We start from the raw sequence: 11958 nt of genomic DNA on the forward strand, positions 1-11958 counted from the left end.
TGACACCCCTCTAGGAGAACCATGAATCGTCCACTCACCAGACTCTCGGTCCTTGCCGCGACCTCGCTGCTGGTCCTGGCCGGCTGCGGCCAGGCCGAGCGCAACGACGGCCAGGGCGGCACCGGCGCCGACGAGCCCGCCAGCGCGGCTCCGTCGGTAGCGGCGGAATGCGCGAACGAGACCCTGGAGGCCACCGAGACCGGCGTGACCGCGGACACGATCGTCGTCCAGGTGTCGGCCGACACCGGCGCCACCGCGGCTCCCGGCCTCGCGTCGGGATCGGTGGAGGCCGTGGAGGCGTGGGCGAAGTCGGTCAACGCGGCTGGAGGCCTTGCCTGCCGTCAGATCGAGGTGAAGACCTACGACTCGAAGATGGACCCCACCGAGTCGCGCAACGCGATGGTCTCCTCGTGTGAGAACGCCTTCGCCAGCGTCGGCGACACGATGATGGCGGCCGCCGACGCCAGCCCGCTGGCCGAGTGCAAGGACGCGGCCGGGGCGACCACCGGGCAGCCGCAGCTGCAGACCCTGGGCCTGTACGCCACCCAGTACTGCAACGCCACCTCCTACTACCTGTTCGGTCCCTCGGGCGACCCGTGCCCGGCAGCCGAGGGCAAGCGCACGCTGACCGGCTCGACGGCGATCTCCGACTACATGGCCGAGGCCACCGGCGGCGACACCCACGGCACCTTCGTGCTCTCGGCCGACACCGTCGGCACCATCGCCACCTCGGTCGCCGCCTTCCAGGTGATGGCGGACGACGGGATGGCGATCGACCAGATGATCGGTGTGAAGTCCGCCGACACCAGCGCCGAGTACACCCCGCGCGCTGCCTCGCTGAAGAAGCACGGCTCGCAGTTCGTCTTCTGGGGCGCGCCGTTCCCGGGCCTGATCCAGATGCGCCAGGAGGCCGCCACCCAGGGCGTCGACAGCGTCGAGAAGTGGGTCTGCACCTCCTGCTACGACCCGGCCTACGTGGAGGCCGCCGGCAAGGCCGGCGCGGGCACGGTGGTTCCGGTGCCACACCTGCCCTTCGAGGAGGCCGACGCCAACCCGGCGATGAAGGAGTTCACCTCCGCGGTGAAGACCCACAACCTGTTCGCCGCGATGGCCTGGGCCGACGGGCTGCTCTTCGAGGAGGCGGTCAACGCGGTCGTCGCCGAGAACGGCGTCAACGGCCTGACCCGGGCGAACCTGATCGCTGCTCTCGACGCGGTCAAGGACTTCAACGCCGACGGCATGATCGGCACGACCACCCCCTCGGCCAAGGAGGCCGGCGTGTGCAGCGTCTTCGTCGAGCTCGGCGAGGACGGCAGCTGGGAGCGCGCCTTCCCCGAGGCGAGCGCCGAGTTCCACTGCGGTGCGCTCGAGTCGGTCACCATCGACCCCGCCACCGCGTTCAAGGGCTAGTCGCCACTCATGACCAACCACCTCAGCCGGTTGGTGCCGCTGATCCTCGTCGCCGGAGTGCTCGGCCTGGTCGTCAACGCGACCTGGGCCGGCACCCCGGTGACCGGGGAGACGCTGCTCCAGCTGCTCGTGTTCGGCCTGCCGGTCGCCGCGATCTACGCGGTCAACGCGGCCGGGCTCGTCGTCGTGCACTCCGCGACCGGCATCTTCAACTTCGCGCACGGCGCGATCGGCATGATCTGCGCCTTCATCTTCTGGGAGCTGAGCGTCAACCGTGAGCTGCCGCTGTGGCTCTCGCTGGTGCTGGTGATCTGCGTGGTGGCGCCGCTGCTCGGCGTCACGCTCGACGTCGTCCTGATGCGGCGCCTCAAGCACGCGCCGGTGATGATGCGACTGATCGGCACGGTCGGGCTGATGGTGGCACTGATGGGTGTGGCGCGGCTCGTCTGGAGCCCCCAGAACTCGTACCCGATCCAACCGCTGGGCAGCCTCGGCGGCATCGAGATCGCCGGCGTGGTGCTCACCTGGTCGCGGGTGATCACGCTGTGCATCACCCTCGGTCTCGCCGTCGCACTGCACCTGCTGATCCGGATGACCCGGCTCGGCGTGGCGATGCGCGCCGCCGTCGACAACGAGGATCTGGCGGCGCTCAACGGGATCAGCCCGACCCGGATCTCCTCGCTGGCCTGGGTGATCGGCTCGGTCACCGCCGCCACTGCCGGCATCCTGATCGCCCCCGAGGTGGGCAACATGAGCGTCGAGGCGATGAGCCTCTTGGTGATCAACTCGTTCGCCGCCGCGATGTTCGGCCGACTGCGCAGCATCTCGATGGCCTACGTCGGTGCCCTCGTCGTCGGCCTCTCGCTGACCTTCGCCAACCAGTTCCTCACCTTCGAGGGACGCTGGGTCGGCGTTCCCTCCAACCTTCCGTTGATCCTGCTCTTCGTGGTCCTGCTCGCGCTGCCGCAGGCGCAGCTGCCGACCGGGCGCACGCTGCGCAGCTATCCGGTGGAGCGGCTGCCGTCGAACAGGACGGTGGTCACCTGGGCCCTGGTACTGCTCGCGGTCGGCGGGTTGCTCGCGATGTTCGCCAGCAACGTGTTGCTCGGGCGGCTGGGCAACGGCGTCGCGCTGGCGGTGATCCTGCTCGGGATGGTGCCCCTGATGGGCTGGGCGGGCATCCCGTTCCTCGCCCCCCTGGCGCTGGCCGGGGTCGGTGCCTTCGTCGCGCTGTGGGCGGGCGGTGGCGTGCCGACCCTGTTGCTCGCCGGGGCCGCCACCGGCGTGGTCGCGATCCTCGTCGCGCTGCCGGCGCTCCGCCTCTCCGGGCTCTCCATGGCGCTGTGCTCGGTCGCCTTCGCGGTGGTCTTCGGAGCGCTGGTGATGCAGCAGCCCGAGATCCTGGGCAACCAGCGCCGGATCTCCGACCTCGAATTCTTCGGCGTCGACCTGACCGACCCGCGGCACTTCCTCGGCTATGCGGTGCTGGTCTACCTCCTGCTGGCGCTGGTGCTGGTCGCGGTGCGACGCGGTGCCTACGGACGACGGCTGGTTGCGATGCGCGACAGCGAGGTCGCCGCTGCCTGTGTGGGCGTCCGGCTGCTGTGGACCAAGGCCAGCGTCTTCGGCCTGGCCGGCGTGGTGGCCGGCATCGGCGGTGCGCTGCTGGTGCAAGGTGCCCGGTTCGGCGCGGTCGAGCAGTTCCCGATGGTCTTCGGGCTGACCCTGGTGCTCTCCACCATGGTGATGGGCATCGGCACCGTCAGCGCACCGATGGCGGCGGCGATGATGACCGTGCTCTTCGCGACCCTGGTCCAGGACTGGGCGCCCGGACCGTTCACCAGCTCGCTCGAGCTGCTGGCACCCGGCCTGGCGGTGCTCGCCTTGATCGACATGCCGCGCGGTCAGATCCCGATGTTCGCCGACCTGTTCCGTCGCCACCCGTCGCGCGGGGCGGTTCTGGTCGGCACCGGCGTCCTCGCCGCACTGGTGGCGGCCTGGCTCGGCCTGCCCGGCGGAGTCGCGGTGGTGCTGGTCGTGCTGGCCGCGGTCACCGGGTTGATCCTGGCCACCGTGGTCGAGGCACGGGCCGAGCGGCTGCCGGATCCCTTGCTGCGCAAGCCGATCGGCCCGGCGCAGGTGATCTCCATCGACCACGAGCTGCGCCTGTCCTCGGTGCCGGCGGCTCTCCCGGCGGAGGTGACCGCCCGATGAGCGTCTCGCTGTTGCGGGTCTCCTCGGTCTCGGTGCGCTTCGGTGGCCTGCGTGCCCTCGACGACGTCTCCCTCGACATCCGGCCCGGCACCATCACCGGACTGATCGGGCCCAACGGAGCCGGCAAGACCACGCTGTTCAACGTGGTCGCCGGCATCCAGCGCCCCACCAGTGGGCGGGTCGAGCTGGCCGGACGCGATGTCACCCGGCACGCGCCGCAGCGCCGGGCGAGCCTCGGCCTCGCCCGGACCTTCCAACGCCTGGAGGTCTTCGGCACCCTCTCGGTGCGGGAGAACCTGCTGGTGGGAGCCGAGTCGCGACGGCGCTGGGAGCGCTCCGTGCGCCCGCACGCGATCGTCGACGACGTGCTGACCCGGCTCGGGCTCGGCGGCGTCGAGCAGGCGTTGGCCGACCAGCTGCCGACCGGAACCCAACGGCTGGTCGAGCTGGGCCGGGCGTTGGCGACCGGTCCGCGCCTGCTGCTCCTCGACGAGGGAGCCTCCGGCCTGGACGAGCACGAGACCGCGCAGATGGCCGCGCTGCTGCGGACCCTGGCCGACGAGGAGGGACTGACCATCGCGCTGGTGGAGCACGACATGCCGTTCGTGATGGGCCTGTCCGACACTGTGGTGATGCTCGACCACGGCCAGGTCGTCGCGGCCGGCACGCCGGCCGAGGTCCGCTCCTCGGCTGCGGTGCAGGCCGCCTATCTCGGAAGTTCCACCACTGCTGGAGGTGCGTGATGACGGAGCCGATGTTGGCGGTGCGCGAGATCCGGGCCGGCTATGGCCAGATCGAGGTGCTGCATGGCGTCTCGGTCGAGGTCCGGCCCGGCCAGGTGCTCGGCGTGCTCGGGCCCAACGGGGCCGGCAAGACCTCGCTGGTGCGGGTGATCTCGGGCGAGCTGCGCCCGACCGCGGGTCAGGTCGCGGTCGCCGGCGTCGACGTCACCGGGGCCCGTCCGGAGCGACTGGCGCGGGCCGGGGTCGCCACCGTCCCCGAGGGGCGGGGGATCTTCCCCAGCCTGAGCGTCGCCGAGCACCTGCGGCTGCTGGCGCGGGACCGCCGGGAGGCCAAGGCCCTGCAGGAGCACGCGTTCTCCGTCTTCCCGAAGCTGGCCGAGCGCCGCAACCAGGTGGCCGGCACGATGTCGGGCGGCGAGCAGCAGATGCTGGCGCTGGCGCGGGCGGTGGTGTTGCGCCGTCCGCTGATCGTGATCGACGAGCTGTCGATGGGCCTGGCTCCGCAGATCGTCGAGTCCCTCTACCAACACGTCGCGGACCTGGCGCGCGACGGCAGCACGATCGTCCTGGTCGAGCAGTTCGTGCACGACATCCTCGGCATCGCCGATCAGGCGGTGGTGCTGGCCCACGGGCAGGTCGTCGCCGACGGCCCGCCCACCGAGATCGCCGACGTCCTGGCCGACCACTACCTCGGTGCCGGCGCCTCGTGACGCCACGTCACCGCCTGGACCCGACACCTCTCACCCCTTCCGCATCACGACGACAGGAGCCCCCGATGAGCACGACCGCTCTTCCCGGCGAGACCGACGACAACGCAGGCGCCATGCTGGGAGCCGCCGGCCAGGAGGCGTTCGCCGCCGACCTCGCCAAGCTCAGTGCCAGCAGTGGTCTCGGCGACCGCGACCGGATGGTGCGCCTGCTCGGCGTCCTGCTCTGTGTCGCGGGTGCCGTCGTGGTCCTGCTCGCCTATCGCTCGACGACGCAGGCCAGCGACCTGCGCGACCAGTTGGAGATGGTGGTACTCGGCCTCTTCGGCCTGGTGCTGGCAGGGGTGGGGGCGACCGTCTACGCGGTCTGCTCGATGCAGCGCTTCCTGCGCTTCTGGCTGGTCCGGTTGATGCACGAGCAGCGGGACCTGGCGGGCAAGAACCGGGTTTGACACCTCACCGCACTCACTGCAAAGTGCCTGGCGTGCAGACCACGTCCCCTCCGTTGTCGTCGCCGTCGCGGGCGGCCGCGTGAACGGCGCCGTGCGCAACATCCTCGACGCAGGCGGACGACTCTTCAGTGAGTACGGGGTGGCCGCGACCACCGTGCGGCAGATCGCCGACGAGGCTCAGATGAGCCTCGGCGGGATCTACCACCACTTCTCCTCCAAGGAGGCGATCGCCTCCGAGCTGATCTCGCGCTTCGTGGGGTCGCTGGAGGACGAGTACGCACGCCTGGCGCGCAGCGAGGGCTCGTTCCAGGACCGGATCGCCGAGCTCGTCGTCCTCTCCCTGCGGATCTCCGCCGACCATCCCTGGGCGACCGAGACCTACTTCCGCGAGGCCACCAACCTGGTCGCGTTGCCGGACCACGAGAACATCAGCCGCGCGGTGCGCCGCAACGAGATGCTCTGGCTCGAGCTGACCACGGCCGGCGTCGCCGCCGGCGAGTTCCGCGACGACGTCGACGTGGCGGCCTTCACCCGGTTGCTGAGCGAGTCGGTGTGGCTGACGGTGCGGCTGCACCGGCCGGTGCTGGCCGAGCGCTACGAGCTGCTCGCGGACGAGCTGTTGAAGCTGCTCGTCGAGGGCTATCGGGCCGGCGCCGCGACTGGGAGGCGTGATGGCTGACCGGGATCGCCGCGAGCGGATCCTGAGGACGGCGGGTGCGCTCTTCGTGGTGCGCGGGGTCGCCGGCACCACGATCCGTCAGATCGCCTCGGAGATGTCGATGTCCTCGGGCACGATCTACTACTACTACCCGTCGAAGGAGTCCATCGCCTCGGCGATCCTGCACCGGTTCCTCGACGAGCTGCTGGCGGAGTACGAGCAGCAGGGGCTCGACATCGACGAGGTCCGCCCTGACGAGCTGTTCCGGCGCCTGATCCGGACGTCGATGGAGATCGCCTCGCGTCATCCCAACGCGACCGAGATCTACAGCAACGAGTCGTCCGCGCTCTCGATCCTGCCGGACCACGACGAGATCGCGGCGAAGACGGCGAGGGCGCGCAACCACTGGCGCCGGATCCTGACCGCCGGCCGCGAGAGCGGAGCGTTCCGCAGCGACGTCGCCGCGGAGCATGTGCGCGAGGTGATCAACCACCTGACCTGGGCCTCGGTGCGCTGGAACCGGGCCCAGTTGGAGACCGACCATCGCCGGATCGCCGACGAGCTGGTCTCCATCCTGTTGGACGGCTACCTGCGGCGGGCCGGCTAGCCGGGCGGCGACCCGGCTAGCGCGCGGCTCGGGGCTGGTCGAGCTGGTGGCTGATCCGCTGTGCGGTGGCGCGCAGCATCGGAACCAGGCGCTCGGGCCGGATGGTGTCGGTGGGCCCGGCGACCGAGAGCGCGGTGGGAGTGCCGTCCGGGCTGCTCACCGCGACGGCGACGCAGGAGATGCCGAGCACGCCCTCGCTGCTCTCGACCGAGAACCGCTCCGCGCGGATCCGGTCGAGGGCGCGCATCAGGGCGGCGGGGCGGGTGATCGTATGGGTGGTGACCGGCCTCAGCCGCTCCGGAACCCCGCTCAGCCCGGAGCTGGCGAGCAGCATCTTCCCGATCGCGCTGGCGTGGGCAGGGAACCGGCCGCCGATCCGGGTGGGCAGTCGGAAGGAGCTGGCGCCGCCGACCCGGTCGAGGTAGATGACGTCCTCGCCGTCGAGCAGGCCCAGGTGCACGGCCAGGCCGCTGACCCGGTGCAGCTCCTGCAGGTAGGGCGTCGCCGAGCGCCGCACCGCGTTGTGGTGCAGGACAAGGGTGCCCAATTCGCAGATCCGCATCCCGAGTGCGTAGTGGTTGCCGACCCGGCTCACCCAGCCGAGCTGGACCAGCTGCTCGAGTAGGCGATGGCTCGAGGAGCGCGGCAGGCCGGAGCGCCGGGTGATCTCGGCGAGGGTGAGGGAGGAGGCGCCGTTGAAGGCGTCGAGCAGCACGCCCACCCGGCCGAGCACGGCGGTGGGTGCGTCTTCGGCTCGCTGTGTCGCCGGCATCGCCTCTCCCTACTTTTGATCGAGCGTTCGGTCAGATCGTAGTCCGCATCACAGGGACTGGCAATCACCGATCGGGAGCGGGTTCCGCCGGCCGCGGCGGGGGTCGCTTGGTCGTGTCGGAGGGGCCCGTCATGATCGAGGCATGCGCCTTGCTGGTCTCCTCGCACTCGGTCTCTCGGCCTCCGCGCTCGTCGCCTGCAGCGACGACGGCGCGGACGCCGCCCGCACCTTCGCCAACGACCTGGCCACCGCGCTCGAGCAACGCGACCTCGCCCCGGTCGCGGTCGACGGCGACGCTGCCGCCTACGCCGCGCTGGTCGCGCCGCTCGAGGCGGTGCCGGTCGAGGTGGAGGTGGCCGGCGTGGAGGCCGACGGCGACAGCGCCGAGGTCGAGCTGGCGTGGCAGTGGCGCTCCGGCGAGCAGCCGTGGGCCTACGCGACGACGGCCGAGCTCGCCCGGGACGGCGACGACTGGTCGCTGAGGTGGCAGCCGTCGGTGCTGGAGCCGAGCCTGGTCGAGGGGGAGACGCTGGCACTGGCGCGCCTCGCCCCGCGCCGCGGCGAGATCCTGGGCGCGGCGAAGCAGCCGATCGTGACCGAGCGTGACGTGATCCGCTACGGGTTGGACAAGACCAAGATCGAGCCCGGCCAGGTGGCCGGCAGCGCTCGCCGCATCGCCCAGGCCCTCGACATCGAGGTGGCGCCCTTCGTGAAGCGGGCCAAGGCGGCGGGGGAGAAGGCGTTCGTCGAGGCGATCACGCTGCGCGCCGAGGATGCCAAGCAGTCCGTGCCGGCCTCCTACGAAAACATCCCCGGCGCGGTCGGCATCGGCACCACCCGCCCGTTGGCGCCCACCCGGGAGTTCGCGCTGCCGTTGCTGGGCAGCGTCGGAGAGGCGACCGCCGAGATCGTCAAGGAGTCCGAGGGCGCCGTGCAGGCCGGTGACCTGGTCGGCCTGAGCGGGTTGCAGGCGCGCTACGACGAGCAGCTGCGCGGCGTGCCGGGCGTGCGGATCAGCGCGAATCCCGCCGATGCCGATGCCGACGCCGACGCCGACGCGGAAACCGACGCAGCCGAGCCGCGGGTGTTGCACGAGTCCGACCCGGTCGACGGCGAGCCGCTCACCCTCACCCTCGACGTCGGCCTGCAACGCGAGGCCGAGCAGATCCTGGCCGGTGTCGGCCCGGCCAGCGCGATCGTGGCCATCGACCCGGCCTCCGGCGACATCGTCGCCGCCGCCTCGGGCCCGGGCTCGGGCGGCCAGAACACGGCCACCTTCGGCCGCTACGCCCCCGGCTCCACGATGAAGGTGGTCAGCTCCTTGGCGCTGCTGCGCTCCGGCCTGCGCCCGGACTCGATGGTGCAGTGCCCCGCGACGCTCACCGTCGACGGCAAGTCGTTCAAGAACTACAGCGACTACCCGGCCTCGTCACTGGGCCGGATCCCCCTGCGCGAGGCGGTGGCCCAGTCCTGCAACACCGCCTTCGTCGGCCAGTACGACACGCTCTCCGACGATGCGATGACCGATGCCGCCGCGGCGCTCGGGCTCGGCGTCGACCACGACCTCGGCTTCCCGGCCTACTTCGGCCAGGTGCCGCCGCCCGCCGGCCCGACGGAGAAGGCCGCCGACCTGATCGGCCAGGGCAAGGTGCTCGCCTCGCCGATGGCGATGGCCACGGTCGCCGCCTCGGTGCGGGCCGGTCATGCGGTGCTGCCGCAGCTGGTCGTCGGCCACGAGGTCACCCAACAGGATCCTGCCGAGCCGCTGAGCGCGGCGGAGGCCAAGCAGCTGCGCGCGTTGATGCGCGGCGTGGTCACCTCGGGGTCGGGCCGCTTCCTCGCCGACCTGGGCGGCGACCTCGGCGCCAAGACCGGCACCGCCGAGTACGGCGAGCCCAACGCCGCGGGAGATCTGGCCACCCACGCCTGGATGATCGCCCAGCGCCCGGGTCTCGCGGTCGCCGTCTTCGTGGCGGACGGGCAGTCCGGCTCCGCCACCGCCGGCCCGCTGCTGGAGGCCTTCCTGACCGCCGCGCGCTAGTTGTACCCAGCCATCAGGTCAGGGGGAGGCCGGCTTGATCGTCTGCCGGTGGCGCGCAGCCAGCTGCGGGTAGTGCACCGGGTTCGCCTCGACCCAGAACGCGGCCGAGGTCCCGGCGATCTCCTTCTTCACCACAGCCGGGCTGCCGGCGGCCAGGACGCCGTCCGGGATCTGGGTGCCGGGGCTGACCGTGGAGCCCGCCGCGACCATCGAGCCGGCACCGATGCTCGCGCCGTCGAGCACGGTCGACCCGTTGCCGACCAGTCCGTGCCGCGCGACGCTCGCGCCGTGCAGCGTGCAGTTGTGGCCGATGGTGGCGCCCTCGCCGATCTCGACGACGACCTCCGGCGCGGCATGCACCACCGAGTTGTCCTGCACGTTCGCGTTCTCCCGCACGATGATCGTGCACTCGTCGGCACGGAGCACGGCGCCGTACCAGATGCTCGCGCCCTTCTCCACGCGTACGTCGCCGATCAGCGTTGCGGTCGGCGCCACGAACGCCTCGGGGTGGACGGAGGGACGCAGGCCCTCGAACTCGAAAAGCTGCATTCGTGCACTGTGCCAGACTCATGGTCGATGGACGAGGTAGTTGCCGCGCTCCGGGCCGCGGGTTGTGTCTGGGCCGAGGAGGAGGCCGCGATCCTGCGCGCCGACGACCGCGACCTCGCCGAGCTGATCGCCCGCCGGGTCGCCGGCGAGCCGCTCGCCCACGTCATCGGATGGGTCGACTTCCTCGGCCACCGGTTGGCGGTCGCCCCCGGCCTCTTCGTGCCGCGGCCACGCACCGAGCTGCTGGCGCGCCTGGCCGTCGAGCGGGTGCGGGCCGGCGCGGTCGTGGTCGAGCTGTGCTGCGGGGTCGCGCCGGTGGCGGCCGTCCTCGCCGCTGCGGAGCCCGACGCGGTGGTGCACGGGGTCGACCTCGATCCGGCAGCCCTGGCCAGCGCCGCGCGCAACGTGCCGCAGGCGCTCCTCCATGCCGGCGACCTGTTCGCGGCGCTGCCCGCAACCCTGGCCCGGCGGGTCGACCTGGTGGTCGCGAGCCCGCCGTACGTGCCGAGTGCGGAGCTGACCCTGCTGGACGGCGACGCCCGGCGCCACGAGCCGCAGCCTGCGCACGACGGCGGCGCCGACGGGCTGGACCTCGCTCGGCGGATCGTCGCCGAGGCTCGCGACTGGCTGGCGCCGCATGGTCGGCTGCTGGTCGAGGTGGCGCGTCATCAGGCGCCCGCGCTGGCCGAGGAGTTCGCCCGGGCGCGGCTGCCGGCCACCGTCGTCACCGATGACGAGCTCGGCGCCACGGTCCTGATCAACGAACCGTGAGCAGCGTGTCGGGCGGACGTGACAGTGTTGGCCCATGAGCCGACGCAGCCGACGGGGAGCCTCGCCCCTGACCGACGTGGTGCAGAAGTACGCCGCGATGCAGGACGAGCTCCGGCGGATCACCGCCCTCTACGACGACTACGTGCAGGGCCTGCTCGACGACGCCGGCATCAACTACCTCTCGGTCACCAGCCGCACCAAGTCGGTCAGCTCGTTCGCCAACAAGACCACCCGCACCGAGGACGGCCGTCCCGTCTACGACGACCCGCTCAGCCAGATCACCGACCAGGTCGGCGTCCGGGTGATCACCTACGTGCGCACCGACGTGGATGCCGTCGCCGATCTGCTGGCCGCCTCGATGCGAGTGCTGGACGACCGCGACCTCGGAAAGGTGACGGCGAGCCAGGGGCGCTTCGGCTATGCAAGCCGGCACCTGCTGGTGGCGCTCGACCCTGCCCACGCCTCGCCCGAGCTGGTTGCGGCCATCGGCGACCACGCCGCCTCGGTGCAGGTGCGCACGGTGCTCCAGCACGCGTGGGCGGAGTTCGAGCACGACATCCGCTACAAGGGCCAGGTGCCCGACGACAACGCACCGGACCTCGACCGTCGCTTCACCCTGGCGGCCGGTCTGCTGGAGCTGGCCGACCGCGAGTTCTCCGAGATTCGCGACCAGCTCAAGCTGGCCGAGGTGATCCGGGTGGAGCCGGCCACCGCCGATGAGCCGATCGACGCCGACGAGCTCGCCGCCTTCCTCGGCTCGCACTATGCCGAGGCCGGCTGGTCGCGCACCGATCACTACGAGTGGATCGCCGGCGTCCTGCACGAGCTGGGCATCACCTCGGTCGACGAGCTCAGCGGCCTGATCACCACCATCGACGACTCGGTGATCGCCACCAAGATGGGCTACAAGTACCCGCCGGGTGCGGTGCGCCGCCTGGACGACGCCCTCCTCGCCGTGCACGGCAGCCGGTACGTGAACCTCCCCGGCAACGCGCACCGACGCGACGCCCTCGCCGCGCGCCTGGAGAAGCTCC

The 11958-nt window shown here is 71.6% G+C and carries 11 protein-coding genes and 1 pseudogene; 10 read left to right on the top strand and 2 right to left on the bottom strand.

The genetic code is table 11. From position 1 onward, the window contains the following. Positions 1 to 21 precede the first annotated feature (21 nt). From ABD151_RS09960 to ABD151_RS09990, 7 genes and pseudogenes are all read left to right on the top strand, one after another. Entirely contained in the window at positions 22 to 1410 is a 1389-nt protein-coding gene (locus tag ABD151_RS09960) for an ABC transporter substrate-binding protein (protein ID WP_343993840.1), read from the top strand. 9 nt (positions 1411 to 1419) lie between these two features. Continuing rightward, positions 1420 to 3624 (top strand): ABC transporter permease, encoded by a 2205-nt coding sequence (locus tag ABD151_RS09965; RefSeq protein WP_343993842.1) that lies wholly within the window; start codon positions 1420 to 1422, stop codon positions 3622 to 3624. After that, positions 3621 to 4367, top strand: coding sequence for an ABC transporter ATP-binding protein (locus ABD151_RS09970; protein WP_343993844.1), 747 nt, complete (start codon positions 3621 to 3623; stop codon positions 4365 to 4367). Before ABD151_RS09965 ends, ABD151_RS09970 begins: the two co-directional genes overlap by 4 nt. A 71-nt stretch (positions 4368 to 4438) precedes the next feature. Continuing rightward, positions 4439 to 5077: pseudogene (locus tag ABD151_RS09975) on the top strand (ABC transporter ATP-binding protein); the annotation flags it as partial. Between the two features lie 65 nt (positions 5078 to 5142). Then, positions 5143 to 5526 carry a hypothetical protein gene (locus ABD151_RS09980; protein ID WP_343993848.1) on the top strand — a complete coding sequence of 128 codons (384 nt, stop codon included), beginning with the start codon at positions 5143 to 5145 and terminating at the stop codon, positions 5524 to 5526. A gap of 79 nt (positions 5527 to 5605) precedes the next feature. Further along, complete coding sequence (locus ABD151_RS09985) at positions 5606 to 6205, top strand: TetR/AcrR family transcriptional regulator (RefSeq protein ID WP_343993850.1); 600 nt, start codon at positions 5606 to 5608, stop codon at positions 6203 to 6205. Beyond that, positions 6198 to 6791: a TetR/AcrR family transcriptional regulator gene (locus ABD151_RS09990; protein WP_343993852.1), complete on the top strand. Its 594-nt coding sequence runs from the start codon at positions 6198 to 6200 to the stop codon at positions 6789 to 6791. Before ABD151_RS09985 ends, ABD151_RS09990 begins: the two co-directional genes overlap by 8 nt. 16 nt (positions 6792 to 6807) lie before the next feature. Here the strand turns inward: ABD151_RS09990 and ABD151_RS09995 are convergent, their stop codons facing one another. Further along, complete coding sequence (locus ABD151_RS09995) at positions 6808 to 7563, bottom strand: IclR family transcriptional regulator (protein WP_343993854.1); 756 nt, start codon at positions 7561 to 7563, stop codon at positions 6808 to 6810. Positions 7564 to 7705: 142 nt separating this feature from the next. Between ABD151_RS09995 and ABD151_RS10000 the strand changes: the two genes are divergently transcribed. Then, on the top strand, positions 7706 to 9604 hold the full coding sequence (locus ABD151_RS10000) for a penicillin-binding transpeptidase domain-containing protein (protein ID WP_343993856.1): 1899 nt from the start codon (positions 7706 to 7708) through the stop codon (positions 9602 to 9604). Positions 9605 to 9622: 18 nt separating this feature from the next. Here the strand turns inward: ABD151_RS10000 and ABD151_RS10005 are convergent, their stop codons facing one another. Next, positions 9623 to 10153 carry a gamma carbonic anhydrase family protein gene (locus ABD151_RS10005; RefSeq protein WP_343993858.1) on the bottom strand — a complete coding sequence of 177 codons (531 nt, stop codon included), beginning with the start codon at positions 10151 to 10153 and terminating at the stop codon, positions 9623 to 9625. A gap of 27 nt (positions 10154 to 10180) precedes the next feature. Here ABD151_RS10005 and ABD151_RS10010 point away from each other — a divergent pair, with 27 nt between their 5' ends. Together ABD151_RS10010 and ABD151_RS10015 are read left to right on the top strand one after the other, a co-directional pair. Then, on the top strand, positions 10181 to 10924 hold the full coding sequence (locus ABD151_RS10010) for a putative protein N(5)-glutamine methyltransferase (RefSeq protein ID WP_343993860.1): 744 nt from the start codon (positions 10181 to 10183) through the stop codon (positions 10922 to 10924). A gap of 34 nt (positions 10925 to 10958) precedes the next feature. Then, on the top strand, positions 10959 to 11958 hold a 1000-nt coding region (locus tag ABD151_RS10015; protein ID WP_425571905.1), incomplete at its 3' end, for a GTP pyrophosphokinase.

The organism is Nocardioides dubius (genome assembly GCF_039528155.1).
Lineage (GTDB): Bacteria > Actinomycetota > Actinomycetes > Propionibacteriales > Nocardioidaceae > Nocardioides > Nocardioides dubius.